This is a genomic window from Amycolatopsis sp. NPDC043889, assembly GCF_056435645.1.
This window is the reverse complement of record NZ_JBWKEC010000011.1, coordinates 174814-201305: the sequence shown is the minus strand read 5'-3', so window position 1 is coordinate 201305 and position 26492 is coordinate 174814. Positions and strand designations below refer to the sequence as shown.

At 68.6% G+C, this 26492-nt stretch carries 26 protein-coding genes; 13 read left to right on the top strand and 13 right to left on the bottom strand.

The features are described from left to right. Positions 1–118 precede the first annotated feature (118 nt). From AC0685_RS22110 to AC0685_RS22100, 3 genes are read left to right on the top strand one after another with little or no spacing between them, the layout of a single operon-like run. Complete coding sequence (locus AC0685_RS22110) at positions 119–868, top strand: GntR family transcriptional regulator (RefSeq protein ID WP_478227261.1); 750 nt, start codon at positions 119–121, stop codon at positions 866–868. Then, positions 865–1716, top strand: coding sequence for a phosphoribosylaminoimidazolesuccinocarboxamide synthase (locus AC0685_RS22105; RefSeq protein WP_340687485.1), 852 nt, complete (start codon positions 865–867; stop codon positions 1714–1716). The genes AC0685_RS22110 and AC0685_RS22105 overlap by 4 nt, the downstream gene beginning before the upstream one ends. Continuing rightward, positions 1709–1936, top strand: coding sequence for a hypothetical protein (locus tag AC0685_RS22100; protein ID WP_219150104.1), 228 nt, complete (start codon positions 1709–1711; stop codon positions 1934–1936). The genes AC0685_RS22105 and AC0685_RS22100 overlap by 8 nt, the downstream gene beginning before the upstream one ends. Positions 1937–2014: 78 nt before the next feature. On the opposite strand, the gene AC0685_RS22095 is transcribed toward AC0685_RS22100, so the two are convergent. Further along, positions 2015–3004: an aldo/keto reductase family protein gene (locus AC0685_RS22095; RefSeq protein WP_340687486.1), complete on the bottom strand. Its 990-nt coding sequence runs from the start codon at positions 3002–3004 to the stop codon at positions 2015–2017. Between the two features lie 55 nt (positions 3005–3059). Beyond that, the gene (locus tag AC0685_RS22090; RefSeq protein WP_340687487.1) at positions 3060–3716 is read right to left on the bottom strand and encodes a DUF3043 domain-containing protein; all 657 of its coding nucleotides are present in this window, start codon (positions 3714–3716) and stop codon (positions 3060–3062) included. Between the two features lie 143 nt (positions 3717–3859). Here AC0685_RS22090 and AC0685_RS22085 point away from each other — a divergent pair, with 143 nt between their 5' ends. Continuing rightward, on the top strand, positions 3860–4237 hold the full coding sequence (locus AC0685_RS22085; protein ID WP_007029861.1) for a HesB/IscA family protein: 378 nt from the start codon (positions 3860–3862) through the stop codon (positions 4235–4237). A gap of 72 nt (positions 4238–4309) precedes the next feature. Here the strand turns inward: AC0685_RS22085 and AC0685_RS22080 are convergent, their stop codons facing one another. Beyond that, the gene (locus AC0685_RS22080) at positions 4310–4498 is read right to left on the bottom strand and encodes a hypothetical protein (RefSeq protein ID WP_101609500.1); all 189 of its coding nucleotides are present in this window, start codon (positions 4496–4498) and stop codon (positions 4310–4312) included. Positions 4499–4639: 141 nt separating this feature from the next. On the opposite strand from AC0685_RS22080, the gene AC0685_RS22075 reads away from it, so the two are divergent. Beyond that, positions 4640–5629 carry a carbohydrate kinase family protein gene (locus AC0685_RS22075; RefSeq protein WP_478227260.1) on the top strand — a complete coding sequence of 330 codons (990 nt, stop codon included), beginning with the start codon at positions 4640–4642 and terminating at the stop codon, positions 5627–5629. 58 nt (positions 5630–5687) lie between these two features. Here the strand turns inward: AC0685_RS22075 and AC0685_RS22070 are convergent, their stop codons facing one another. Next, on the bottom strand, positions 5688–6341 hold the full coding sequence (locus AC0685_RS22070; RefSeq protein ID WP_478227259.1) for an alpha/beta fold hydrolase: 654 nt from the start codon (positions 6339–6341) through the stop codon (positions 5688–5690). A 54-nt stretch (positions 6342–6395) separates the two neighbouring features. After that, positions 6396–8330 carry an asparagine synthase (glutamine-hydrolyzing) gene (asnB, locus tag AC0685_RS22065; RefSeq protein WP_478227258.1) on the bottom strand — a complete coding sequence of 645 codons (1935 nt, stop codon included), beginning with the start codon at positions 8328–8330 and terminating at the stop codon, positions 6396–6398. Positions 8331–8523: 193 nt separating this feature from the next. Here asnB and ctaC point away from each other — a divergent pair, with 193 nt between their 5' ends. Both ctaC and AC0685_RS22055 read left to right on the top strand, forming a co-directional pair. Beyond that, positions 8524–9462, top strand: a complete 939-nt coding sequence (ctaC, locus tag AC0685_RS22060; RefSeq protein ID WP_478227257.1) for an aa3-type cytochrome oxidase subunit II — start codon at positions 8524–8526, stop codon at positions 9460–9462. A 40-nt stretch (positions 9463–9502) separates the two neighbouring features. After that, positions 9503–9922, top strand: coding sequence for a cytochrome c oxidase subunit 4 (locus AC0685_RS22055; RefSeq protein ID WP_034321396.1), 420 nt, complete (start codon positions 9503–9505; stop codon positions 9920–9922). A 66-nt stretch (positions 9923–9988) separates the two neighbouring features. On the opposite strand, the gene AC0685_RS22050 is transcribed toward AC0685_RS22055, so the two are convergent. Further along, the gene (locus AC0685_RS22050; RefSeq protein WP_478227256.1) at positions 9989–10876 is read right to left on the bottom strand and encodes a DMT family transporter; all 888 of its coding nucleotides are present in this window, start codon (positions 10874–10876) and stop codon (positions 9989–9991) included. An 82-nt stretch (positions 10877–10958) separates the two neighbouring features. On the opposite strand from AC0685_RS22050, the gene AC0685_RS22045 reads away from it, so the two are divergent. Then, positions 10959–11921, top strand: a complete 963-nt coding sequence (locus AC0685_RS22045; protein ID WP_478227255.1) for a GlxA family transcriptional regulator — start codon at positions 10959–10961, stop codon at positions 11919–11921. Here the strand turns inward: AC0685_RS22045 and AC0685_RS22040 are convergent. Further along, positions 11918–12313 (bottom strand): cupin domain-containing protein, encoded by a 396-nt coding sequence (locus tag AC0685_RS22040; protein ID WP_478227254.1) that lies wholly within the window; start codon positions 12311–12313, stop codon positions 11918–11920. The two genes, AC0685_RS22045 and AC0685_RS22040, sit on opposite strands and share 4 nt — an antisense overlap. A 52-nt stretch (positions 12314–12365) precedes the next feature. On the opposite strand from AC0685_RS22040, the gene AC0685_RS22035 reads away from it, so the two are divergent. Then, the gene (locus AC0685_RS22035; RefSeq protein WP_478227253.1) at positions 12366–13331 is read left to right on the top strand and encodes a helix-turn-helix domain-containing protein; all 966 of its coding nucleotides are present in this window, start codon (positions 12366–12368) and stop codon (positions 13329–13331) included. Positions 13332–13554: 223 nt separating this feature from the next. Here the strand turns inward: AC0685_RS22035 and trpD are convergent, their stop codons facing one another. The 3 genes from trpD to AC0685_RS22020 all read right to left on the bottom strand — a co-directional run bounded on the left by trpD (position 13555) and on the right by AC0685_RS22020 (position 15479). Further along, positions 13555–14586 carry an anthranilate phosphoribosyltransferase gene (trpD, locus tag AC0685_RS22030; RefSeq protein ID WP_478227252.1) on the bottom strand — a complete coding sequence of 344 codons (1032 nt, stop codon included), beginning with the start codon at positions 14584–14586 and terminating at the stop codon, positions 13555–13557. A 4-nt stretch (positions 14587–14590) separates the two neighbouring features. Next, the gene (locus tag AC0685_RS22025; protein WP_016336048.1) at positions 14591–15001 is read right to left on the bottom strand and encodes a hypothetical protein; all 411 of its coding nucleotides are present in this window, start codon (positions 14999–15001) and stop codon (positions 14591–14593) included. A 61-nt stretch (positions 15002–15062) separates the two neighbouring features. Next, a complete protein-coding gene (locus AC0685_RS22020) occupies positions 15063–15479 on the bottom strand; it encodes a hypothetical protein (protein ID WP_478227251.1) in 417 nt (138 codons plus the stop codon). Positions 15480–15574: 95 nt separating this feature from the next. Here AC0685_RS22020 and ctaE point away from each other — a divergent pair, with 95 nt between their 5' ends. The 4 genes from ctaE to qcrB are packed head-to-tail and all read left to right on the top strand — an operon-like array spanning position 15575 to position 19866. Beyond that, complete coding sequence (gene ctaE / locus AC0685_RS22015; protein ID WP_478227250.1) at positions 15575–16198, top strand: aa3-type cytochrome oxidase subunit III; 624 nt, start codon at positions 15575–15577, stop codon at positions 16196–16198. 55 nt (positions 16199–16253) lie between these two features. After that, a complete protein-coding gene (gene qcrC / locus AC0685_RS22010; protein ID WP_192741101.1) occupies positions 16254–17072 on the top strand; it encodes a cytochrome bc1 complex diheme cytochrome c subunit in 819 nt (272 codons plus the stop codon). After that, the gene (gene qcrA / locus AC0685_RS22005; RefSeq protein WP_340687497.1) at positions 17069–18202 is read left to right on the top strand and encodes a cytochrome bc1 complex Rieske iron-sulfur subunit; all 1134 of its coding nucleotides are present in this window, start codon (positions 17069–17071) and stop codon (positions 18200–18202) included. Before qcrC ends, qcrA begins: the two co-directional genes overlap by 4 nt. Beyond that, entirely contained in the window at positions 18199–19866 is a 1668-nt protein-coding gene (gene qcrB, locus AC0685_RS22000) for a cytochrome bc1 complex cytochrome b subunit (protein ID WP_340687498.1), read from the top strand. Before qcrA ends, qcrB begins: the two co-directional genes overlap by 4 nt. Before the next feature lie 77 nt (positions 19867–19943). Here the strand turns inward: qcrB and AC0685_RS21995 are convergent, their stop codons facing one another. The 3 genes from AC0685_RS21995 to AC0685_RS21985 all read right to left on the bottom strand — a co-directional run bounded on the left by AC0685_RS21995 (position 19944) and on the right by AC0685_RS21985 (position 26419). Further along, positions 19944–20336, bottom strand: a complete 393-nt coding sequence (locus AC0685_RS21995; protein WP_478227249.1) for a hypothetical protein — start codon at positions 20334–20336, stop codon at positions 19944–19946. Then, positions 20333–24229: a nucleic acid/nucleotide deaminase domain-containing protein gene (locus tag AC0685_RS21990; protein WP_478227248.1), complete on the bottom strand. Its 3897-nt coding sequence runs from the start codon at positions 24227–24229 to the stop codon at positions 20333–20335. Before AC0685_RS21990 ends, AC0685_RS21995 begins: the two co-directional genes overlap by 4 nt. A gap of 81 nt (positions 24230–24310) precedes the next feature. Beyond that, on the bottom strand, positions 24311–26419 hold the full coding sequence (locus AC0685_RS21985; protein WP_478227247.1) for an AbfB domain-containing protein: 2109 nt from the start codon (positions 26417–26419) through the stop codon (positions 24311–24313). Between the last annotated feature and the right edge of the window lie 73 nt (positions 26420–26492).

The window sequence follows — 26492 nt, the reverse complement described above, 5'->3', positions numbered from 1 at the left end:
AGCACCGTCCAGAATGTGTACTAGTACGTAATAATGGGGTGTGAGCAGGATCCTTGGTGCTCGCCCATTGGTGTGCTAGAACGCTTGTGCGCACCGCGCGACCTTGTGAGGAGTCACCTTGCCCGCCGTCGATCGACCCGAACCGCCGTATCTCCAGATCGCGGGAAGCATTCGCGACGACATCGTTTCGGGCAGGCTCAAGGAAGGCGACACGGTCCCGTCCGCGCGGGAGATCGCCAGGAACTGGAACGTCGCGATGGCGACGGCGATGAAGGTGCTCTCGACGCTCCGCGCCGAAGGTCTGGTCCGCGCGGTACGCGGGGTCGGGACAGTGGTGCAGACCAAGGCACTGCACCGCTCCGCGCACGATCGGACGATCTCGATCGCGCGAACCGGCAAGGTCTATCCACCGGGCCACTACGCGAAAATCCGCGAAGCAGGCCTCCTGTCCGCACCGGACCGGGTGGCGGGCGCGCTCGGAATCGATGAAGGTACTCCGGTGATCCGTCGGCGACGGACCACGTATGCGGGCGAAGGCCGGCCGGTGTCGACGTCGGTCTCGTGGTTCGACGGCGCTGTCGCGTCGAAGGCCCCGTTGCTCTTCGAGCCGGTGCGGATCGTCGAAGGCACGGTCAAATACGTGGCGGACCGGACAGGCCGTGTTCTGGCGTCGACTCATTCTCAGCACGCCGCGGGGCTGGCGGGTGCCGAGGAAGCGGCGGAACTCGGCGTGGCCGAAGGTTCGGCGATTCTGTTGAGTCGCAACAGGTTTCTGTCCGCCGAGGGTGACGTACTCGAGTACGGCGAATCGGCGGCCTTGCCGGACCACTGGATTTTTTACGAATACAACATCGAGGACGGGGCATGAAGCACATTCACGCGGGTAAGGTCCGGGACCTTTACGAAATCGACGGCGACATTCTGCTCGTCGCCTCGGATCGCGTTTCGGTCTACGACGTCTCGCTGCCGACCCCGATTCCGGACAAGGGCGCGCTGCTGAACCAGCTTTCCGCCTGGTGGTTCGAAAAGATGGCCGACGTGGTGCCGAACCACGTCATCTCCACGACCGACGTCCCCGCCGAATTCGCCGGCCGCGCCATGCGGTGCAAGCCGCTGAAGATGATCCAGGTCGAGTGCATCGCGCGCGGCTACCTCACCGGTCTCGGAATGCGTGAATACCGGCGCGACGGCAAGGTTTCCGGCGTCGAACTGCCCGCCGGTCTCGTCGAGGCGGACAAGCTGCCCGAGCCGATCTTCACGCCCACCACGAAGATCTCCGACACCGGCCACGACGAGTTCATGACCTTCGCCGACGTCGTGAACGAGATCGGCCAGGAGACCGCGGACCGCATCCGTGACCTGACGCTCGAGGTCTATACCAAGGGTGCGGAGCACGCGGCGAAGAACGGCATCATCATCGCCGACACCAAGATCGAATTCGGTTTCGACGCCGACGGTGTGCTGACACTCGGGGACGAGGTGCTCACGTCGGACTCGTCGCGTTTCTGGCCCGCCGACGAGTACGAGCCGGGCCGCACGCAGCACGCGTTCGACAAGCAGTTCGTCCGCGACTGGTCCACGACCACCGGTTGGGACAAGACGCCGCCCGGCCCGGCCATCCCGGACGAGATCGTCGAGGCGACCCGCAAGCGCTACACCGAGGTCTACGAGCGGATCACCGGGAAGACCTGGGCTCCCGGTGGTGCTCATGCCTGAGCAGCAGGTCTACGACCCGTACCGGTTGATCGACGACGTCGAGGGCCTGCTGATCCAGCGGGGTCACCGGCCGGAGCGGCTCGACGGCCGGACCGGCGACCGGGTCGCCGGCGCGAGCAGGTTGCTGCGGGGCTTGGGCATCGATCCCTTGCGCGCTCCCGGTGACGCCCTCGACCTCGACGGTCAGGTCGCGTATCACTCGCGCGTGCACGGCGACTGACGCACGGCGACCGTCGCGGTTAGCCGGCTGAATGCGGGAAAAGCGTCCGCATTCAGCCGGCTAACCGCGTTGCGGGGATCAGGGGGAGCGGGTCAGCGTCGGGTCGGTCTCGGCGACGCCGTCGAGGGCCTCGTCGATCGCGGCGAGCAGATCCGCGTCCAGCTTCACGCCTGCCGCCTTCACGTTCTCGTGCACCTGCTCCGGTCGCGAAGCGCCGATGATCGCCGAGGCGACGTTCGGGTTCTGCAGCACCCACGCCACGGACAGCTGGGCCATCGTCAGTCCCGCCTTGTCCGCGATCGGCTGAAGCCGCTGGACGCGCTCGAGGACGTCGTCGTTGAGGAAGCGGGCGACCATGTTGGCGCCGCCCTTCTCGTCGGTCGCACGGGAGCCCTCGGGCAGCGGCTGACCGGGCTTGTACTTACCGGTGAGCACGCCCTGCGCGATCGGCGACCAGACGATCTGGCTGAGCCCTTCGCGTTCGGAGGCCGGGATGACCTGCGCCTCGATCACCCGCCACAGGGCGTTGTACTGCGGCTGGTTCGAGATGAGGGGCACCTTCAGTTCGCGTGCGATCGCCGCGCCCTGGGTGATCTGCTCGGCGGTCCACTCGGAGACGCCGACGTAGAGCACCTTGCCCTGGCGCACGAGGTCGGCGAAGGCGAGGAACGTCTCTTCGAGCGGGACGGTCCGGTCGAACCGGTGCGCCTGGTAGAGGTCGACGTAGTCGGTGCCGAGCCGCTTCAGCGAAGCGTTCGCCGACTCCATGATGTGCTTGCGGCCGAGACCCTGGTCGTTCGGGCCCTTGGGGCCGGTCGGCCAGTAGACCTTGGTGAAGATCTCCAGGCTTTCGCGGCGCAGGCCCTTCAGGCCGCGGCCGAGTACCGATTCGGCGGCCGTGTTGGCGTAGACGTCAGCGGTGTCGAACGTGGTGATGCCGACGTCGAGCGCCGCCTTGATGCAGGCCTGGGCCTGGTCCTCTTCCACCTGGGACCCGTGGGTGAGCCAGTTGCCGTACGAGATCTCACTGACATTGAGGCCGCTGCGGCCCAGTCGTCGAAACTCCATGGGCGCGACTCTACCCCAGGCCGTTAGGCTGGCTAACGACCTGGGTTTCCCCTGCTCAGACCTTGTCGCCGGGGCTGACCCGCGGCTTCGGAACCCGCAGCTTGCGGATCTGGCTGGCGCGGATGAAGGAGTACCAGCCGACGGAGGTGCCCTTGATCGTCTCGTTCGGGAACTTCAGGCGGACCATCTTCGCGATCCGGCGCCCGCTGAGGAAACCCTCGACGATCATGCCGAGCAGCATCACGGTGCACAGGAGCGTCGCGTACCGCTGGACCTCGGGGTACGGCAGGATCAGCGCGACGAACACCAGGATCGCCAGCGGCATGAACAGGCCGAGCAGGTTGCGCCGCGAGTCGACCAGGTCACGGATGTACGCCTTGACCGGGCCGCGGTCACGGGGGAGCAGGTACTTGTCCTCGCCCGCCATCATCCGCTCACGGCGTTCCTTGGCGGCGTTGCGCTGCTTGAGCTTGTACTCCGGGTCGGCCTTCGCGGACTTCCGGAGCTCCTTGTTGCGCTTCATCGCCTCCCGCATGGTGGTCGGCGGGGGCGCCACCGGGCCGCGGCGCTTGGCCTCGGCCTCACGCCGCTTGGGCGTGGCCTTGCCCTTTCCGGGCGTGTACGACTTGGCCTGGACCTCGACGGCCTCGTCGCCGGGGGTCTCGGTGTCCGTCGTGGCGGAGTCTGTGGTGCTACGGCGCAGGAACCTCACCCCTCCAGGGTAGTCGCGGGCGTCACGGTGCCACGCACCAGGCCGAGCGATATGTCACCATGGAGGGGAACAGATCGGGACTCCGACGTGTTGGACCATGTGCAAGACGAGTACCCGCAGCGAGTTCGACCAGAGGGAGAACCATGACGACCGCTGAGCAGGCAGCCGCAGCTCAGGCCGAAACCGCCGAGGAGACCCACGGCGTCACGTTGACCGACGCCGCCGCCGCCAAGGCGAAGGCCCTGCTCGAGCAGGAGGGCCGCGACGACATGCACCTGCGCATCGCCGTCCAGCCCGGTGGGTGCGCGGGCCTGCGCTACCAGCTGTTCTTCGACGAGCGCACGCTCGACGGCGACCTGTTCCGTGACTTCGACGGGCTCCGCGTGGCCGTCGACCGGATGAGCGCGCCGTACGTGTCGAGCGCCGTGATCGACTTCGTCGACTCGATCGAGAAGCAGGGCTTCACGATCGACAACCCCAACGCGACCGGCAGCTGCGCCTGCGGCGACAGCTTCCACTGACTCGCGTCGAGGCATGAAGAAGGGCCGCGAACCTCGCTCGGTTCGCGGCCCTTCTTCATGCCCGGAACGGGATCAGACGTAGGCGTCCAGATCGGCGACCTGTGCGAGACAGCGCTCGTCCACGGTCCAAGGCGGAGCGATCTGCCGGGGCAGGGGCAGGTTCTCGGCCTGGAGGGACGACGGGATACCGGCACAGTCGGCGATGAGCTCGCCGATCGATTCCGGTTCGAGGTGATACGCGGAAGTGGTCACGAACGACAAGTTAATGACTCAGGTTGGAGTAGGACACCACTACCAACCGGTAGTGTTGATGGCCGTGCCCGAAGCAACCCGTATGGGGCATGACCTGCGGGTAACTTAGCCGTCCTCGCCTCGGCGGGGCCGACCGATCAAGGAGAACCGGTGGCAGACAGCGCCAGGATCGCAGTATCCGGCAGTATCGCAACCGACCACCTCATGCACTTCCCGGGCAGGTTCGCCGAGCAGCTCATCGCCGAGCAGCTGCACCGGGTGTCCCTGAGCTTCCTGGCCGACGACCTCGTCGTCCGGCGGGGCGGGATCGGCGCGAACATCGCCTTCGGCCTCGGTGTGCTGGGCAAGCGCCCGATCCTGGTCGGCGCGGTGGGCTCGGACTTCGCCGACTACCGCTCATGGCTCGAGCGGCACGGCGTCGACACCGCCGGTGTGCTGGTCTCCGAGATCGCGCACACCGCCCGCTTCGTCTGTACCACCGACGAAGACCTCTGCCAGATCGCCACCTTCTACGCCGGCGCGATGGCCGAGTCCCGCAACATCGAACTGGCGCCGGTCGCCGCGCACGCCGGTGAGCTGTCGCTCGTGCTGATCAGCCCGGACGACCCCGCAGGCATGCTCCGGCACGCCGAGGAGTGCCGCCAGCGTGGCTACACCTTCGCCGTCGACCCCTCACAGCAGCTGGCACGGATGGACGGCGCGCAGGTGCGCGCCTTCATCGAGGGCGCGAAGTATCTGTTCAGCAACGACTACGAATGGGAACTGCTGCTGCAGAAGACCGGCTGGTCGGAGGCCGAGATCCTCGACCGCGTCGGCATGCGGATCACCACGCTCGGGGAGAAGGGCGTCGAGATCGTCGGCAAGGACGGCCTCGCGCTGCAGATCGGCGCCGTCCCGGAACGCGGCAAGGTCGACCCGACCGGTGTCGGTGACGGCTTCCGCGCCGGGTTCATCGCCGGTATCGACGGCGGGCTCGGCCTGGAGCGTGCGGCACAGCTGGGCTCGCTGATCGCCGTGCTGGTGCTGGAGACCGTGGGCACGCAGGAATGGTCCTTCGACCGGGCCGACGTCCTGGGCCGCCTCAAGGAGGCCTTCGGACCGGAGTCCGCCGAGGAGATCGCGGCGATCCTGCCCGCTTGAGCTGAGTCCTAGCGCGTGAAGGCCCCCTTCCCTCGGCTCAGCCGAGGGAAGGGGGCCTTCACGCGCGGCGGGTCAGGATGGCGGCGACCTCGGCCGGCCGGGACATGTGCGGGCAGTGCCCGGCGTCGATCTCGATCGCGGTGACGCCGAGCCGCTCCCGCGCGGCCCGGCGCATCCACTCCGGCCGGAGCGTGCGGTCGCGGGTGGGGACGATCACCGTCGACGGGATCTCCGGCGCGGCTCCTGCCGGATGCGATGCAAGCACCGCGGGGTTGAACAGCCGCAGACTGTCCACCGCCAACCGTTCGGTCTCGGGATCGCAGTCGTGGAAGAGGAATTCCGACGCTTTCGCGGGATCCGCCGTCGGGTCCACGCCGATCCAGTCGGGTTCGAGCACGGCCGGTGCCTCGTCGCGCGGGCTCCGGCCGCCGGCGAAGTCGGGGATGTAGGCGGCGACCCACACCATGGCCCGCGCGTCGAGCGCTTCGGCGATCGCGGGAAGCAGCACCCCGGATCCGGAATGGGCCACGACGACCGGCCGTCCGCCGTCGTACTGGTCCCGCGCGTGCTGCGCGTAGCCCTCGATCGGCAGGTCCACCGGGGTCAGCAGGTCCACGGCGATCGCGCGGTGCCCGGCGGCGGTGAGCAGCTTGGCCACGCGGTCCCAGCCCGCCGGGCTCTGCGTCGTGCCGTGCACGAGGACGAAGTCCATCCCTCCATGCTGGCCTTCACCAGGTGACCGGTGAAGGCCAGCACGGAGTCGTGACTAGAGCTTCACCGGGTAGACGGGTTCCGGCACCTCGGGCTTGATGCGGTTCTCGACGAAGATGCCGTGCCACAGCATGAACACCAGCAGCGCCCACAGCTGACGGCTGCGGTCGAGCTGCCCGGCCTTGTGCTCTTCGAGCAGCGCCAGGACGGCCTTCTTGTCGAGCAGCGCGTCGGTCCGCGAGTCCGAGATGATGCCCTGCGCCCAGTCGTACATCTCGTTGCGCAGCCACAGCCGGATCGGCACCGGGAAGCCCAGCTTGCGCCGGTTCAGCACGTGTCCCGGGATGATCTTCGCCAGCGCCTGGCGCAGCGCGTACTTCGTGGTGCCGTGCGCGAGCTTCTGGTCGAGCGGGATGGTCGAGGCGACCTTGAACACCTCGGCGTCGAGGAACGGCACGCGCAGTTCCAGCGAGTTCGCCATGGTCACCTTGTCGGCCTTGACCAGGATGTCGCCGCGCAGCCAGGTGTAGAGGTCGACGTGCTGCATCCGCGCGACCGGGTCCCAGTTCTCGGAGATCTTGTACCAAGGCGCGGTGACGTCCTTGAAGCCGATCCCGTCCTCATACGTGCGCAGTACCTTGCGGAGCTGGTCGTCGCGGAAGTTGCGCGCGTTGCCGTAGTAGCGGTCTTCCAGCGGCAGCGCCCCGCGCCGCAGCAGGTCCTTGCCGCGGGTGCCTTCCGGGATCTTCGTGGAGACCTTGCCGATGATCTTCCGCATCCCGCCCGGGATCTTCTCGAACGGAGCCAGCGAAATCGGCTCGTTGTAGATCGTGTAGCCGCAGAAGAGCTCGTCGGCGCCTTCGCCGGACAGCACCGCCTTGACGTGCTTACGTGCTTCGCGGGCGATGAACCACAGCGGCACGAGCGCCGGGTCTGCCACCGGGTCGTCGAGGTACCAGACGATGAGCGGCAGCGCCTCCATCATCTCGTCCGCCGACACCGTGCGGACCACGTGCTTCACGCCGATCGCGGCGGCCGATTCGGCGGCGACGTCGACCTCGGAGTAGCCCTCGCGTTCGAAACCGGTGGTGAACGCGATCAGGTTCGGGTTGTGCTCCTTGGCCAGCGTCGCGGTCGCGGTGGAGTCGATGCCGCCGGACAGGAACGCGCCGACCGTGACGTCCGGGTCGGAGATCATGTGCTTGCCGACCGAGTCGCGCATCACATCGGCGATGCGCTCGTACAGCTCGTCGGCCTCGGCCTGGTTGTTGACCGGCTTCGCGTTGAACTGCGGGTGGAAGTAGCGGGTGAACTCGACCTCACCACCGGGAACCACCCGGAACGACGTGCCGGACTCGACGCGGCGGATCCCGGTGTGCATCGATTCGGGCTCCGGCACGTACTGCAGCACCAGGTAGTGCTGCAGGGCCGTCTTGTCCAGCTTGTCCTCGACCCCGAGCACGCCCGAGAGCTCCAGCAGGCTCTTCTTCTCGCTGGAGAAGGCGACCTTGCCGGGGCCGGCGGAGTAGAACAGCGGCTTGATGCCGAACGGGTCACGCGCGCCGAAGACGACCTTCTCCTGGGAGTCCCAGATCATGAAGGCGAACATCCCGCGCAGCTTCTTCACCGCGTCGTCGCCGAGGTAGTGGTACGCCGCGACGATCGCCTCGCCGTCACCCTCTGTGGCGAATTTCGCACCGTGCTCGGCGGCCAGCTCGTCGCGCAGCTCTTTGTAGTTGTAGATCTCGCCGTTGAAGTTCAGCGTGTAGCGCTCGGGTGCCTCCGGCGGACCCCAGATCAGCGGCTGGTGGGCGTGGTCGACGTCGATGAAGGCCAGCCGGTTGAAGCCGTAGACGACCTCGGCGTCGGCCCAGGTGTCGTGCTCGTCGGGGCCCCGGTGCCGCTGGCAGCGCATGGCCGCGTCGACGGCGTCACGGGCGCTCGCCGCGTCGGCTTCGGTCGAACAGATCAGTCCAAGCAGGCCGCACACGTCTAGTTCACACACCTCTTGTTGGCCGAGCGGGGGAGAAGGGCCCAGTATGCCGGTGGGTGTGTACACCCGGATGTGGTGGGGGATACGCGTGTTGGGGTCACCCCTTAGTCAGCGCGGCGCCGCAACTCGGCTAGGCTCCGCCTGTCACGAAGATCGGTCGAGGAGGCTCTGGGTGAAAGGGCAAGGCGCAGTGGGAAATCCAGAGCGCATCCCAGTTAAGCGGGCTGGTCGCGTCGCAGCGCTCGCCGCGCTGGTGATGCTGACGGCGACGGGCTGTTCCGGGGACGAGATCCTCCGCTTCGGCTGGCCGGTCGGGGTGACCCCGCAGGCGCACGACATGCGCACCCTGTGGACGTGGACCGTCATCGCCGCGCTGGTCGTCGGTGTGATCGTCTGGGCGCTGATCTTCTGGACCGCGATCTTCCACCGCAAGAAGAAGACCGCCGACGGCGCGGAGGAGGAACTGCCCCGTCAGTTCCAGTACAACATCCCGCTGGAGATCTTCACGGTCGTCGTCCCGACGATCATGGTCTGCGTACTGTTCTTCTTCACCGCGACCACCGAGAACCGCGTGCTCGCCGAAACGGAGAACCCGGACGTCACGGTCGACATCGTCGCGTTCCAGTGGAACTGGGAGTTCAAGTACAAGAGCGACTCCAAGAACCACGACGACCCCGAGATCACCACGGTCGGCAGCTCGACCGAGATCCCGCTGCTGGTCCTGCCGACGAACAAGACGATCCAGTACAACCTGCGGTCGGCCGACGTCATCCACTCGTTCTGGGTGCCGGAGTTCCACTTCAAGCGGGACGTCATGCCGGACCCGGAGAAGAACAACCAGGACTTCACCTTCCAGAACTCGATCGACAAGGAAGGTTCGTTCGTCGGCCGCTGCGCCGAACTGTGCGGCACCTACCACTCGGGGATGAACTTCGAGGTCAGGGCGCTCTCGCCGGACAAGTACGCGCAGTACATCCAGCTCCGCGGCACGGTGAACCCGAAGAGCGGCAAGCCGAACACGGCCTCCGAGGCGCTGACGGCGATGAACTGCGGCGAACTGTGCTCGCCCTACGCCGTCACCACCACCCCGTTCAACACCGACCGCACCGCGCGGGTCGCGTCCAACTGACCCGGCTGTTCGAGCCCGAAACAGGAGTGAGGCAACGTCCATGAAGGTCGAAGGACGGATTTTCTTCCTCGTCGCGGTCTTCTCCGTCGTCGTGGCGGGTATCTACGCGTACATGACCGGAACGATGACCCGGGACGGCGTCGAGCCGGTCGGTGTGGTGGCCCTGATCCTGACCGGTGGCCTGGCCTTCCTGGCCGGGAGCTACCTGCAGTTCGTGGCGCGGCGCATCGAGCCGCGCCCGGAGGACCGGGAAGACGCCGAGATCAGCGACGGCGCCGGTGAGCTGGGCTTCTTCAGCCCTGGCAGCTACTGGCCGGTCGGTCTCGCGGCGGCCGCCGCGCTGACCGGCGTCGCGCTCGCGTTCTTCCACATCTGGCTGCTGATCATCGCGCTGGGCCTGGTCATCGTCGCCATCGGCGGGCTGGTGTTCGAGTACCACACGGGCCCGAACCACGAGTGACGTCTTGACGCCGAAACGGCGCCCCGCTCCCCGGTGGAGCTGGGCGCCGTTTTCGCATTCAGAGGACTAAACGCGGGCAGGCCGGGGCTCGGGTTCAGGGGCCGGCGTGCGTTTCGGGGCCAGCGCCGCGGCCAGGACGGCCAGCATCCCGACGACCTCCGGCCACGTCGGCCGGTGCCGGTAGGCGAGGATGTCCACCACCACCGCGACCACCGGATAGACGTAGGACAGCAGCGCCACCGTCGTGGTCGGCAGTTTCCCGATGCTCGCGTACATCAGGACGTACATCAGCGCGGTGTGCACGGTCCCGAGTAGGACCAGCCACAGCAGGCCCGAGGTGTCCGTGGGCAGCGGCGTGACGAGCAGGGCGGGTGCGAGCACGATCGTGCCGGTCACCAGCTGGACGGCCGCCAGGACGTGCGGGCGAACGTGTTTGAGCTGCTTCGCGACGAAGGAAGCGCCGGCGTACAGCGCGGCCGCGCCGAGGGCGAGCGCGATCCCCTCCAGCCGCACGGGTTTGCCGTCGATGCCGTGCGCGGACAGCGAGATGAGCGTCACTCCGCCGAACGCGATCAGTGCCCGGACCAGCTGGCTCTTCGCCATTTTCTCGCCGAGGAACGCCGCCGCGAGACCGACCAGCATCAGCGGCTGGGTGTGGTACACGACGGTGCTGACCCCGATCGACGACAGCGTGTACGAGGCGAACAGCAGGACCCAGTTCCCGACCAGGAACAGCCCGCCGAGGATGGCGAGCAGCAGGTCGCGGCGGCTGAGTGTCCACGGGTGGAGCCAGCCTCGGGCGGCGCTCCACACCAGGAGCAGCAGGCCGCCGACAAGGCTCCTCGCGAACGCCACGGCGGGGGCGTCGGCGCCGCTTTCGAGAACGACGGCACCGATCGTGCCGGAGAGTGCCATCGCGGCGGTCCACTGCAACACGGGGTTGTTCTTGTTCATGGCGACCACTTTCGCGCTCGCGTCCGCGTTCAACCAGTGTCAGAGATGACATCGACCGCAAAACTTGTGACACACTGCCTCGATGGATGTGAAGAAGGTCGCGGTCGTGCTCGCCGACCAGGTGTCGCCGTTCGAACTCGGCGTCGCGTGCGAGGTCTTCGGCACCGATCGCAGCGCCGACGGCATCGAAGGCTGGGATTTCGCGGTGTGCTCGCCCGGCGGCGCGAACGTCCTGAGCTGGTCCGGCTTCGGGCTCGATGGCCTGGAGAGCCTGGACTTCGCGGCGTCGGCGGACCTGCTGATCGTCCCGACCTGCGCGCCGCGCAGCGCGAGCCCGCCGGAGCCGGTGCTCGAAGTCCTGCGTGACGCGGCGAGCCGGGGTGCCTGGGTCGCGGGCTTCTGCGCGGGTGTCTTCTCGCTCGGGTACGCGGGGCTGCTCGACGGGCGCAACTGCACCGTGCACTGGGTGTACGAGCAGGAGTTCCGGTCGCGCTTCCCGACGGCGAAGGTCGATCCGAAGGCGTTGTACGTCGACGACGGCGGCGTCCTCACCAGCGCGGGAACCGTCGCCGCCGTCGACCTCTGCCTGCATCTGGTGCGCGAATTGCGCGGCGTCGCCGCGGCCACCACGCTGGCCAGGCGGATGGTCGCGGCGCCGCACCGGGCCGGCGGGCAGGCGCAGTTCGTGCAGGCGCCGGTGCCCGAGACCGCCGCGCCGGACGACACCGTGCTCGCCGAAGCGCTCGAATGGATCGAGCGGCGCTTGGACCGGCCGTTCACTGTCGCGGAACTCGCCCGGCGCAGCGGATTGGGGGAGCGCACGTTCCTGCGCCGGTTCTCGGCGGCCACCGGGACGACGCCGCACCGGTGGCTCACCGAACGCCGCCTCGACCGCGCACAGTCCCTGCTCGAAGAAGGCCGTCTGTCCATTGAGGACATAGCGGTCGCCTGTGGATACGCCTCCGCCGCGGCGCTGCGGCATCAGTTCGGCAAGCTTCGCGGGACCAGCCCGAGTGCTTATCGCAGGACGTTTTCCGCCGGCTAGAAGGAGATTTCCTGCCCCACGGTGACGTGGACATGGTCGGGGACCTCGTCGTGCCGGTCGCCGACGGACAGCGTCCCGGTCGGCTCGAACAGCATCAGCGACGCACCGTCCACTGAGGACGGTTTGTGGAAAGTGCCGCGCGGGACGACGAACACGGAGCCGCGGGGGAGCGTGACGACCCGTTCGCCGCCCTCCTCGCGCAACGCGATGTCCACGGTGCCGTCGAGGACGAGGAAGAACTCGTCGGTGTTCTCGTGGACGTGCCAGACGTGCTCGCCCGCGACCTTGGCGAGGCGGACGTCGTAGTCGTTGACGTGGGCGACGATGCGCGGGCTCCAGATCTCGTCGAAGCCGGCCAGCGCGGTGCCCAGATCGATCGGTTGCTTGCTCATGTCCCGATCCTCGTCACTGGACCGCCGGAGGAGTGAGTGCTAGGAATCGCATATGTCGCATGATTCCTCGCACGAGGTCGCCGTCCTGGTCGACGAAGGGTCCAATCCCTTCGAAATGGGCGTCGCGACCGAGCTGTTCGGCCTTCGGCGGCCGGAACTGGGCAGGCCCTGGTACGGCTTCACCCTGTGCGCCGCCGAGCCGTCCGTGCGCATGCACCTGGGCATGTTCACGCTCACCGGGGTCGCCGGGCTCGACGCCGTCGAGACCGCGGACACGGTGATCGTGCCCAACCGGCCCGATCCGGAGAGCCCGGCCAGGGAGCCGGTACTGAGCGCCATCCGCGCCGCGGCCGGGCGGGGTGCCCGGCTGGTGAGCTTCTGCACCGGCGCCTTCACCCTCGCGCAGGCGGGCGTCCTGGACGGGCGGCGCGCGACGACCCACTGGAAGTGGGCGGGACTCTTCCGCGAGCTGTATCCCGAAGTACTGCTGGAGCCGGACGTCCTCTTCGTCGACGACGGCGACGTCCTGACCGCGGCGGGCAGTGCGGCCGCGCTCGATCTGGGGCTGCACCTGATCAGCCGTGACCACGGCGCCGAGATCGCCAACGCGGTGAGCAGACGGCTGGTGTTCGCCGGACACCGCGACGGCGGCCAACGGCAGTTCGTCGAGCGTCCACTGCCGCCGGTGCCGGACACCTCGCTGGCGCCTGTGCTCGCCTGGGCGCGTGAACGGCTGGACCGCCCGCTCACCGTCGCCGACCTCGCCTCGCGAGCGGCGGCCAGCCAGGCGACGCTGCACCGGCGGTTCCGCGCCGAACTGGGGACGACGCCGCTGGCGTGGCTCACCACGGAACGGATCGCGCTGGCGTGCCGGCTGATCGAGCGCGGGGAGCAACGGCTGGACAGGGTGGCGCGGGCATCGGGGTTCGGTACCGCCGCGAACCTGCGTACGCAGCTTCGGCGGGCTACGGGACTGACGCCTACGGCTTACCGGGCGCGGTTCAGCACCGCTTCGTAGCCGCTCGCCCGTGCAATGAAAGGTCCCTTCCTAGCAAAATTTGCTAGGAAGGGACCTTTCATTGCACGTCGTGAGTGGTACGCGCGAAGGAATTCTTCGTTGACCACGGGCTCCTGGAGCAAGAGAGCGCCGATGCTATGAAAGGTCCTTTCCTTGCAAATTTTGCAAGGAAAGGACCTTTCATAGCATTGCCAGGAGAGCGGACACTTGCGAGACCCAGGGGTCAGGCGAAGGCGATCCACCGGTTCAGCAAGTCGGCCGCCGCACCCGAGTCGATGGCCGAGGCCGCCCGCGCGAGCCCGGCGGCCAGGTCGTCTTCCAGCGATCCCGAGAACCCGGTGAAAGCCGCCAGCGCGGCCGCCGAGTTGAGCAGTACCGCGTCCCGTACCGGCCCGGTCTTCCCGGCCATCACCTGACGGAACACCTCGGCGTTGTGCGCCGCGTCGCCGCCACGCAGGTCCTCCGCGGTCACCCGGGGGATGTCCAGCGACGCGGGATCGAAGCTGCGCTCGGTGATCTCGCCGCCGGAGACCACCCACACCGAACTCGTGGTCGTGGTCGTGATCTCGTCCAGCCCGTCGTCGCCGCGCACGAGCAGCACGGTCATGCCGCGCCGCGCGAACACCTCGGCCAGCACGCGGGTCTTGTCCTCGTAGGCGCAGCCGATCAGCGAACTGCGCGGCTGCGCCGGGTTGGTCAGCGGGCCGAGCAGGTTGAACGTCGTCGGCACGCCGAGTTCGCCGCGGGTCGGGCCGGCGTGACGCAGGGCGGGGTGGAACTTCGGCGCGAAGCAGAAGCCGATGCCCAGTTCGTTCACGCTGCGCTGGACCGTCTCGGGCGGCAGGTCGATGGTGACGCCCAGCTCCTCCAGCACGTCGGCCGCGCCGGACTTCGACGACGCGCTCCGGTTGCCGTGCTTGGCCACCGGGGCACCTGCCGCGGCCGTCACCACCGTGGCCATGGTGGAGATGTTGACCGAGTTGGACCGGTCGCCGCCGGTGCCGACGATGTCCACCGACGGCCCGTCGATCGTCACCCGCCTGGCGTGCGCCAGCATGGCGTCGGCCATGCCGGAGATCTCCGCCGGTGTCTCACCCTTCGCGCGCAGCGCGACGGCGAACCCGGCGATCTGGGAGGGTGTCGCCGCCCCGCTCATGATCTGGTCCATCGCCCACGCGGTGTCCTCCTCGGACAGGTCCGCGCGCGCGATGAGCTGGTTGAGCAGGGACGGCCAGGTCTTGGCGGCCGAGCTCATCGGCTCAGCCGTGCACGGCCGGCACCCGCCGGGCGCGCAGCACGTCGGCGACGGTTTCGGCGGCGGTCAGCGGGTCGAGCGGGTGGACCAGCACCGCGTCGGCCTGCGACCAGGTCGCGAGCCAGCGGTCGTCCTTGCGCCGGACCGAGACCACGATCGGCGGGCAATCCTCGATCTCGTTCTTCAGCTGACGGGTCAGCCCGATGCCCCCGGTCGGCTGCGCCTCGCCGTCGAGGATGGCCAGGTCCACGTTGCCCGCGTCCATCTCGACGAGGACCTCGGAGATGCCGGACGCCTCGGTGTAGTCCACCCGGCCGAGGTCGGCGGCGGGCCTGCGGCCGACGGCGTTGATGATCGCCTCGCGCACCTCCGCCTTGTGGCTGAACACCAGGATCCGCATCGCCTGCTCGCCCATGAGCGCGCCTCCGCCTCGTCTAGTCATGTCGACCCCGCGATGTTATCCGCCATGACCGACATCACGTGGACGCACCCGACGGCTGGAGCGCGTCCCAGCCCAGCGAATCCCCGCCGAGCCGCTGCGCGAGGCCCGCCATCCGTGACCGTTCCTGCGCGCAGTGCAGCGCGTCGAGGGTCTGGACCCGCACCGCGTGCGTGAGGGCGAAATCCCCGTCGGGACCCTGTTCTCGCAGCTCCCAGCCGTCCTGGGCGAGGATCGAGGCCGCCTCTTCCACCTTTTCGGGCGGCAGTTTCAAGTGATGGCGCAGGATCGCGGGCGCTTCGGCGACCCAAGCGGGTGATCTCGCCAACGCCGAAGAATCCGCCTCGGCGGGATCGAAGGCCTCCACGACGATCTCCACGCCGGGCGTGTCGACCGTCAGGCCTGGGAGCTTCGGCTTCTTGACCAGGTCACGAAGCCGATCTAGTAAACCCATGAGTAGCCCTGTTCCCACTTTCGTTCAGATGTGACCCGACACGCACGCGACTTGCCGTGGACCCACCCGGCGGGCCCCGTGCGTGAGAGGACATAATGCGACGCGTGACAACGGCAGCTCCCACCATCAGCCAGCGGGTCCACTCGCTGAACCGGCCGAACATGGTCAGTGTCGGCACCATCGTGTGGCTGTCCAGCGAACTGATGTTCTTCGCCGGACTGTTCGCCATGTTCTTCACCGTGAAGGCGCAGAACGCGTCCGGCCAATGGCCGCCGCCGCTGCACGGTGAGCCCTTCCACCTGAACATCGCGCTGGCGATCCCGTTCACCGTGATCCTCGTGGCGTCGTCGTTCACCTGCCAGTTCGGCGTGTTCGCCGCCGAAAAGGGTGACGTGTTCGGCCTCCGCCGCTGGTACATCATCACGTTGATCATGGGCACGATCTTCGTGGGTGGCCAGGCTTACGAGTACCTGAACCTGATCCACGAGGGGCTGACCATCCCGTCCGGCGCGTACGGCACGGTCTTCTACCTCGCGACCGGGTTCCACGGCCTGCACGTCATCGGCGGGCTCATCGCGTTCGTGTACTTGCTCATCCGCACCAAGCTGAGCAAGTTCACCCCGGCTCAGGCCACCTCGGCGATCGTCGTGTCGTACTACTGGCACTTCGTCGACATCGTGTGGGTGGGCCTGTTCGCGGTGATCTACATCCTTCCGTGAACGAAGCCGCCACCACGACCTATCGGCCTGAACTGACAGCAAGGGTTGCCGCAAGATGACCTCCAGCAAGAACAACACGGAGCGCCGCTTCCGCAAGCGGTCGAAGGCTCGCAGGCGGTTCGCCGGCGCGCTGGCGCTCGGGATCGCGCTGCTGAGCGTGGGCGGGTTGTACGCCGTTTTCGCCCCGGAGCCGCAGACCGCGCAGGCGCAGGGCGAGTCCGCCCTCCTGCGTGAGGGCGAGAAGCTCTACAACAACACGTGTATCGAATGTCACGGGCCGAAGCTCGAAGGTGTCACCGACCGTGGCCCGAGCCTCATCGGCATCGGCGACGCGGCCGTGTACTTCCAGACCTCCACCGGCCGCATGCCCGCGGTGCGGCAGGAAGCCCAGGCGCAGCGGAAGCCGCCGAAGCTGACCGAGGCCGAGATCAACGCGCTGGGTGCCTACATCCAGGCCAACGGCGGTGGCGCACAGCGTCCCGCCGAGAAGGGTGACGCGCTGCGCGGCGAGGACGTCGCGCGCGGCAGCGAGCTCTTCCGTCTCAACTGCGCCTCCTGCCATGGCTTCACCGGCCGCGGCGGCGCGCTGTCCTCGGGCAAGTTCGCCCCGAACCTGGACCCGGCCACGGAAGAGCAGATCTACACCGCGATGCTCACCGGGCCGCAGAACATGCCCAAGTTCTCCGACCGGCAGCTGTCGCCGGAGGAGAAGAAGGACATCATCGCGTTCGTGAAGTCCGTGAGCAACGGGAACAACTCACCCGGCGGTAACTCGCTCGGCGGTCTTGGCCCGGCCTCGGAGGGCGCGATCGCGTGGATCGTCGGGATCGCCGCGCTGATCGGCGTGACGTTGTGGATTGGATCGAAGGCATGAGCGCCGAAGGGCCGAAGCCGCCGACAGAGGCGGAGTTGGCGGACATGGATCGCGACCAGCTGGTCAAGCTGGGTACCGCGCTCGACGGGGTCGAGATCGTCGAATACCCGACGCCCTGGCCGGTCGAGGGGACGAAGGCGGAGAAGCGCGCCGAGCGCGCCGTCGCCCTTTGGTTCGTGCTGGCCGCGCTGTCCGGCCTCGCGTTCGTGGTCCTCATCGCGTGGCCGCACTGGTTCGAGTACAAGGAGCCGGGCACGCACGGCTACACCCAGTACACGCTGTACACGCCGCTGCTCGGGATCACCCTCGGGCTGGCCGTGCTCAGCCTCGGTATCGGTGTGATCCTCTACACCAAGAAGTTCATCCCGGCCGAGGTCTCGGTCCAGGAGCGCGGGGACGGCGGTTCCAAGGAGGTCGACAAGGCCACCATCATCGCCCAGCTCGCCGACTCGGGCAGCCGCAGCACCATCGCGCGCCGTTCGATGATCAAACGGTCCGCGGGCGCCGGTGCCGGTGTGCTCGGCCTCGCCGTCGCGGCGCTGCCGGTCGCTTCCTTCATCAAGGACCCGTGGAAGGACACCGAGAACCGCGACTCGCTGTGGCACTCGGGCTGGAAGAAGAACTTCCCGGAAGAGAAGGTCTACCTGCGCCGCAACACCGGCCGTCCGCACGAGATCTCCCTGGTCAAGGCCGAGGACCTCGACGCGGGCGCGATGGAGACGGTGTTCCCGTACCGCGAGTCCGAGAAGGACGACGAGCACGCGCTGTCGGCCGCCTTCAAACGCGTCGACAACCCGGTCATGCTGATCCGTCTCCGCCCGACCGACGCCGCCAAGGTCGTCAAGCGTCAGGGCCAGGAGGACTACAACTTCGGCGACTACTACGCGTACACGAAGATCTGCAGCCACGTGGGCTGCCCGACCTCCCTGTACGAGCAGCGGACCAACCGCATCCTCTGCCCCTGTCACCAGTCCCAGTTCGACGCGCTCCACTACGCCAAGCCGATTTTCGGGCCGGCGACCCGGCCCTTGGCCCAGCTTCCGATTACAGTGGACTCTGAGGGCTACCTGATCGCGCGCGGAGACTTCAACGAGGCCGTCGGACCGGCCTTTTGGGAGCGTAAGTCATGAGTTCACTCACCACCCCGACGAAGGGGACGAACCCGGTCGAGAAGGCCGCGGGCGCTGGTGCGAAGTGGGCCGACGACCGGTATCACCTGGCCAAGGGCATGCGGCACCAGCTCAACAAGGTGTTCCCGACGCACTGGTCGTTCCTGCTCGGCGAGATCGCGCTCTACAGCTTCATCATCCTGTTGCTGTCGGGTGTCTATCTCACGCTGTTCTTCGACCCCTCCATGGAGGAGGTCGTCTACAACGGCAGCTACACCGGCCTGCAGGGCGTCGAGATGTCGCGGGCCTTCGCGACCACGCTGGACATCTCGTTCGACGTCCGCGGCGGTCTGTTCGTCCGCCAGCTGCACCACTGGGCCGCACTGATCTTCGTGGCCTCGATGATGGTGCACATGTTCCGGATCTTCTTCACCGGCGCGTTCCGGCGCCCGCGTGAGGCGAACTGGGTCATCGGCGCGCTGCTGCTGGTCCTGGGCATGTTCGAGGGCTTCTTCGGCTACTCGCTCCCGGACGACCTGCTCTCCGGTACCGGTATCCGCGCGACCCTCTCTGGCATCGTGCTCTCCGTGCCGGTCATGGGCACGTGGATCCACTGGGCGCTGTTCGGCGGGGAGTTCCCCGGCAACGAGATCATCCCGCGCCTGTACACGATCCACATCCTGCTGCTGCCGGGCATCATGCTCGGCCTGGTGGCCGCGCACCTCGCGCTCGTCTGGTACCAGAAGCACACGCAGTTCCCGGGCGTGCGCCGCAAGGAGACCAACGTCGTCGGCGTCCGCATCATGCCGGTCTTCGCGCTCAAGGGCGGTGCGTTCTTCGCGCTGGTCACCGGCATCATCGCGCTGATGTCGGGCCTCTTCCAGATCAACCCGATCTGGAACATCGGCCCGTACAACGCGGCGCAGGTCTCGGCGGGTTCGCAGCCGGACTGGTACATGGCCTGGGCCGACGGCATGCTGCGGATCTGGCCCGCGTGGGAGCTCTACCTCGGGAACTACACGGTCCCGGCCGTGTTCTTCCCCGGCGCGGTCGGGATGCCGCTGCTGATCGGGTTGCTGGTGATGTACCCCTGGATCGAGCGAAAGCTGTCCAAGGACACCGCGCACCACAACCTGCTGCAGCGTCCGCGCGACGTCCCGGTGCGGACATCGCTGGGCATCATGGCCCTGACGTTCTTCGCGGTCATCATGCTCTCGGGCTTCAACGACATCATCGCGTTCGCCTTCGACATCTCGCTGAACGCGACGACGTGGGCGGGCCGGATCGGTGTCCTGCTGCTGCCGCCGATCGCGTACTACATCACCTACCGGATCTGCCTCGGTCTCCAGCGGGCCGACCGCGAGGTGCTGGAGCACGGTGTCGAGACCGGCATCATCAAGCGCCTGCCGCACGGTGAGTTCATCGAGATCCACCAGCCGCTCGGCCCGGTGGACGACCACGGCCACCCGATCCCGCTCGAGTACCAGGGCGCGTCGGTGCCGAAGAAGATGAACAAGCTCGGCTCGGCCGGACACGCCGTCGCCGGTTCGACCTGGTCCCCGGACCCGGTCGAGGAGACGATCGCGCTGGAGCGCGCCCGGTCCAACGGGCACGGCAACGGCAAGGTCGACGACATCGGTGGCGAGCCGTCCGCGGAGCGCAAGGAGATCACCTCCGGGCACTAGCCTCGGTCACCGGAAAAGGCCCCCGCTCCCCGGCACTGCCGGGGAGCGGGGGCCTTTCCCGTTCCGTCACGCGACCGTCAGCCGAGGACGTGCAGCTCCAGCGGTCGCATACTGTCCTCGCTCGGCACCACGGTGAGGCCCGCGGCGGTGAGGACCGCGGTGAGCGCCGCCCTCACCGCCGCGTGTGCCGCGTTCAGTTGCCGCACCCTTGGGTGCTCGGTCTCCCCGGCCGTCAGGTGCCGGTAGACCTCCTCCTGCCAGGCGACGTTCATCAGCCAGTTCACGTAGACGCCGCCGGCTCCTTCGAAGAGGTCCACGTCGATCGCCGCGCCGCCCTCGTCGCTGAGGCCGGACAGGTCCGGTTCGGCGATCACCCGGAAGCCCGCCTCCCGCAGCACGGCCGCGGTCCGGCCGCCCAATGCGAGCAGCCGTTCCTGTTCGGCGGGGGAGACCCGTCGCGGCGACGTCATCCGGCACCCACGAGCACGCGTTCCTCCTTGGTCTCGGCGATCAGCGCGCCGGGGAAGTTGATGCCACGGTTCTTGTACGCCTTTCGCATGTAGCCCTGCAACATCTGCTTGTACGCCGAATTGAGCAGTTTGTCGTCGGTCCAGGCCACCGAGAAGGAAACCTTGAGATCGTCCCCCATTTCGGGCAACCAATCCCGGTCACAGTTCGGGCACGGCTCTCGTTCGGAGTACAGGGCCTTGATGTCCTTCGGGTTCTTCCCCTTGGCCCGCACCTTCTGGACGATGTCCCGCTCGGAGTGCCGGTCGTCGCCGTCGCTGTAACCGATCACGTAGTTCGGGTACTTGCCGTCGGGGTTGGTCCAGCCTTCCAGATAGGCGACCGCGATGTTGTGCCCGAGCCCGAAGCCGGACCCGACCCGCGCGTCCATCGCGATGGACGACATCCCGCCGCTGTCGTAGTCGACGAGTCCGCAGGTGAAGTCCGGCAAGTCCGCGGTTCTCGCCGCGGCCACCGGGACTTCGGAGAGCCGCTTGCACCATTTGCGGATGGTCTTGAAGACCGGCGTGACCTTCTCCACGACCTTGCGGAAGAGCGCGGATTTGCTCACGAACTTCTTGATGTTCTCGACGATCTTCACGACCGCCGAAGCCACCTTCGGCAGCTTCAGGAACACCGCGACCACCGACGCGACGTTGAGCACTGTCCAGATGCAGGCCTCGATGTTGCCGTCGCCGAAGCACCGTTCCGCGTCGCGCCAGCCGATGACCTCCAGCAGCACTTCGGCGCCGATCTCGACGAGGAATTCGAGGACCCCGCCGCCGTTCTGGGCCTTGTCCCTAGCCTGCCGGTATTCGTCCAGGAGCAGACGCCCGAAGTCGGACGTCGAGAGCATCGCGGCCTCTTCCGGCGTCAGGTCCGGGAGCTGCCCGGACGCCTCGGCCGCCTTGCGCCTTTCCTCCTCCTCTTCCTGACGTTGCCGTTCTTCGGCGCGGTCCGCGGCCTGCTGGGCCTCGGTCGCGCTCTGCCTGGCCCTCTCGGCCGCGGCGGCGGCGTTACGGGCGTGTTCTTCCGCGCGGTCGGCGGCGTCCCTGGCCTCGGCCGCCGACCTTTCGGCGTTCGTCGCCGCTTCCCTGGCCAGCCGCGCGTCGTTCTCGGCCCGGCTCGCGGCGTCACGGGCGGCCTGGGCCTCCCGCTCGGCGGCGGCCGCGCTCCGGCCCGCGATGGCCGCGTCGGCGTTCGCCTCGTTGGCGGCGGCCCTGGCGGTCTGCGCGTCGGCCCTGGCGGCCGCGTCGGACGCGTTGGCGCGCTCACCCGCCGCTCGGGCGAGTGCGCCTTCGCTCGCCGCGCGTGCCGCCGCTTCCTGTGCCTCGGCGGCGGAATTCGCCGCCGCCGCGGCCGACGACGCCGCGCGTGCGGCGGCCTCGAAGGCCGGTTTCACCGTGTCCGCCGCTTGCCTGGCGGCCTCCGCGGCGCGCTCGGCGGCCAACTGGGCCTCGCGGGCCCGGTCCCGGGCCGCCCTCGCCTGCTCGTCGCCGACGGCCCTGGCCTGGGCCGCGACCAGCATGACGAAGTCCGCGTCGATGTCCGTGCCCGCGTAGGGCGCGACGACGCGGATCGCGGTGTTCGCCGGATCTGTGATGGCCGCCGACGAAGAGCTCGCCGCCGTGGACGCCCGAAGTGCGACGGAGGCCTGCGTGGCCGCCGAAACCGACTCGTTGAAGGCCGCGTCGGCCTCGGCGCGGGTCCGTTCCGCCGCCATCAGGGACCGCATCGCCTCCTGGGAGGCCTGTTCGGCCAGCTGGACGGCCGAACGCGCGGCCTCGGCCGCCTTGGCCTCCTCCGCGGTCGCTTCGCTGGCTTTGACGTTGGCCTGGGTCGCGTGCTGGTGGGTTTCCGCCGCCGACGACTCGGCCTGACCCGCCGCCCTGTTCGCGGCCGAGGCGGCTGCCTTGGCCTCCTGTGCGGCCGCGCGCGCCCGGGCCGCGGCCCGGGTCGACTCGGTCGCCGCCTCCCGGGCGACCACGGCCGCCCCGGTCGCCAGGTTGGCCGCGTTCCGTGCCGCGGTGGCGGCCGACGCGGCCTGGCCCGCCTCCGCACGGGCCGCGTCGGCCGCCCTGCGCGCGTCGCCCTCGGCCGTCGTCCCGCGGGCCGCCGCCTCGGCCGCCGTGAGCGCGTCCGCCTTGGCCTGGGCCGTCTGCTTCCGCTGCTCGGCAGCGTAGGCGTTGTCACGGGCCGTCCGCGCGTTGCCTTCCTCGGTGACCGCCCGCTGTTCGGCGTCACTCGCGAGCCGCTCCTGGTGCTGCGCCCGCTGGTTGGCGTCCTCCGCGATCCCGGCCTGACGCTGGGCCTCGCCGCGTTGCCGCCGCGCTTCCGCCGCGGCCTGGTCGGCGCGCTGCCGGGCGTTGGCCGCGTTGACGCGTTCCGCCTCGGCGACCTGCCGGGCGCTCTTCGCCCGGTCTCGCTGACGCTGCGCCTCCTCCCGGTGCCCTCGGGTGCGATCCGCGGCGGCCCTGGCCGCCTCGGCCGCGGCTTCCGCCTGTTCGCGAGCGGACTTGGCGCGGACGGCGGCGTCCTTGGCCGCCGCGGCCTGCGCGGCGGCGGCATCGGCGACCGCCTTGGCCGCCTGCGCGTGCTGTTCGGCGTGCAGGCCCCACTGACGTGCCTGTTCCGCGTGCCGCTCCGCGCGCTCCTGGGCGTTGCGGGCCTGATCGGTCGCCTCGGTGGCGTCGATCGCGTGCTGCGCGGTCTCCGAAGCGTGCACGGCGCCCTGGGCGGCCGCGGCCATTCCCCGGGCCATGTCGCCCCACTGCGTGCCGTAGGGCAGGCCGGCGGCGATGAGTTCGGCCGCCTGGACGCCCGCCCGCTCGGCGGCACTGACGGCGTCGGTCGCCGCGGTCCGGGCGTTGGCCACCTGACGCGCGGCTTCGGCCTTGACGAGGGTGAACGAATCCGCCGGGTGGTTCCCCGCCGCGTCGTTGGCGTCGAGGATCTGCTTGGCCTTACGGGCTTCGTTGCCCGCCAGCACCATCGCGTTGGCCACCCGCTGCAGCGCCCGCAGCGCGTCTCCGTGTGCCACCACCAGCTGTCCGCGTGCGGTCATCGCCCTGGCGGACCGCCGGGCGAGATCGCTCAGCTGGTCGGCCGCGCGTTCGGCGGCTTCCTGGTCGCGGATCTGTTTCTCGCGATCTTCGGCGTCGCGTTTCGCGGCCGCCAGATAACCGGTGGCGAGGAATTCGGCGATCGCCGCGTCACCGGCGTCGAGCGCGGCCTGCGCCGCGGTCTTCACGTGGTGCCCGGCGACGCCGAGCAGGGCGGTGACCCGCGCGCGCAGCTGGTCGGCCCTGGCCTGCGTCCCGGCGGCCATCTGCGCGTCCCGTTCCTCCGCGATCTCCTTGCCATAGGCGAGGAACTGCTCGCGATCGGTGTCGGTGCCCGCCAGCACCCGCTGGACCTCGGCCCGGAAGATCGGGCCGCCGGTGCCCGTCATCGCCTGGATCGTGGCCCGGTTCTGTCTCGCCGTCTCGGTCACGCGTGCCGCGGCGCGGGCTCTGGCCGCGTCGAGACCGCGTTCGAGGAATTCCTCCAGCGCGGCGGCGGTGCCCGCGGCCAACGCGGCCGCGGCCGCCTCGCGGACTTCCGGCTCCTCCGCCAGTTCCGCGTGGTCGGCGACGATCTGACGGACGAAGGGTTCGCCCGCGAGCGGGGGGACACCCGCTTGCCCGTCCCAGTTGCGGTACGGGTCCTCCGGCATCGGCCGCGCGGGTGACGTCGGCGGCGGGGTGACCGGCGGTGGATCGTCGGCCGAGGCGGAACCGGGCTGGATCAGCCCGGCGAAAACGGTCAAAACCAAGAAGAGAACGAGCGCTCTCAGCGCGTGTTTCGTTCTGGACATCAGAAAACCCCCGGAAAATTCGATTCCTGGAAAGGGCGGGAGAAAAGGCGGCCTCGCCGATTCCCGGCGAGGCCACCGGCGTCACCTGCGGTACGCCCATGCTCCTTGCTGCGCGGTGTGGTCGATGTTCCCGAACTGGAACATGCTCCGGCGCTTGCCCGGTTCACCCGGGACGTCCATCTCGTCGGAGATCGGATAGCCGAGCCAGCTTCGTTCCCAGCCCATCTTTTCGTAGAGATCGCGGATGGCGCCGTAGATCAGCCGCGAATCGGTGTTGGGACTCCAATAGATGGAGCGGCCGCTTTCGAGATGGGTCGCCCGGCCGATCCCGTCCGGGAGGAAGAGATTGTCGACGACTGGCAGGTTGGCCGGGAGCTTGTGCCCGCCCATGGACCAGTACTTGGTCAGGATCGGGTACAGGATGTTCTTCGGCCCCTGCGTCGGGTTCCAGAAAGCCGCGCCGTTCTGGAACTTCCGCAGCCGTACTCCGTTTTCGATGTACTCCGGCGTGGTCGCCGGCCCGAAGTACTCACGCCACCAGTCCTCGTTGAGCAGGCGGAGGTCGATCTTCGTGGAGATGTTCGGGTTCGGGTCGACGGTCTTCCACGACGCGTCGGTCGCGAAATTGCCCGTGGTGTCGAAGTTGTTCTCGTTGCTCTGGCCGTGCGCGGCCCACAGCTCGCCCCAGAACTGCCGCAGGTACCGGCCGGGGTGCGCCTTCGACTGCAGGCTCACGTTGCCGGCACTGTTGTCCAGGCCCGGCCGCGCGCACCAGGTCGCGTTGAGTTTGAACCCGTCGGTGCCGTCGTTGCCCGCGAGCTGGACCCGCAGGTTCGCCCCGACCCGCAGGTAACTGCCGACCCGGGTGGCCGATTCGAGCGAGAAGCAGTTCGGGTCCGCCAGCCCGGTGACGACCTTCCAGCTGGCCTCGCCGAGCGGAGCGGTGACGGTGTTCGCCGGCTGCGTCCCCGGGGTCGCCCACGCGTCACCTCCACCGCTGCGCACGTGCCAGCCGCGGGTGTTCACGGTGACCCCCTGGAAGCCCTGGTCCAGCGGAACGTACTGGCCCTTGGCGAGGAAGTCCTTGACCTGGTCCCAGGTCCCGGTCGCCGCGACCGAAGCCGCCGCGGCCGAGAGCCGAGGACGCAGCCTGCTCGCGTCGGCCTTCGCCTTGATGTCCCGCACCTTCTGACGGTCGGCTTCCTCGCGCTCGCGCAGGATCCGGGCGTCGTCGCGGGCGCGGGCCTCGCCGATGCCGGTGGTGATGAACCGCGCCCAATCGGCCGCTCCGGCGATCAAGGCGGCGTTCGCCGCGTTCTTGATCTCGCGGTGCGCGGGATCGGCCAGCTCCGGGGTCTTCAGCAGTTCGCGGATGAAGTCGTCGTCGGTCATCACGAGCCAGCTCGCGACGGCGACGACCGGGATCTTGTGGCAGGCGTCCTTCTTGGCCGCGACGGCCTCGGCGCGGCGGCCTTCTTCCTCGCCCTTCTGTTTCTCCCGCTCGATGTAGTCGAGCTGGTCCTGGTGATGCAGCTCCCGGATCTTGTTCTCGATGAAGTCCTTCCAGACCGCCGCGTCGCCACCGAAGGCATCGAGGGCGCCGAGCTTGAGCTTGGTGCCGGCCGGGGCCCGTTGGTAGACCTTGTAGACGAAGTTCTGGTCGTTGTCGTTGAGGATGACGTCGTCGTAAGGGAGTTCGGCGTCGATCAGCACCTCCCGCCGGATGCGGACGGTCTCGTTCCACGCGTCCTGGCGGCGCTGCCGTTCGATCCGGTCCCGCGCGGCGAAGTCGAAGACCCCGGTGCGGATGAACGCCGTCGCGTCCGGCGCCGTGGGCGTCTGCACCATGATCCGGTAGACGCGGTACGACTCCTCCCTGGTGAGCGGGAAGTCGGTGCCGTTGATCCGGTCGTAGACCTTGAAGACGAAGTTCATGTCGGTGGCGTTGCGCCATTCGGCCGTCGCGTCGCCGACCTCGATTTCGTGGACCGCCCTGACCTTTTCCAGTTCGGTCGCGGCGGGGAGTTCGGCCGCCGCCGCGTCCGGGCTCTCCAGCGGTGCCTCGGGTGCGGGCGGTGGCGGTGCGGCGCTCGCGCCGGCCGGGGCGAGCAGTCCGGTCAGCGCGGTGGCGACGGTCAGGATCGCGAGGGTTCGGGTAAGTCTTCCGGTGTTCCCCAGTGTTCTTCGCATTTCGGAATACCTTCGTCGAGGTGAAAGAAGACCGGCCGGGGATCGGGATCGCCCGATCCCCGGCCGGATTCGG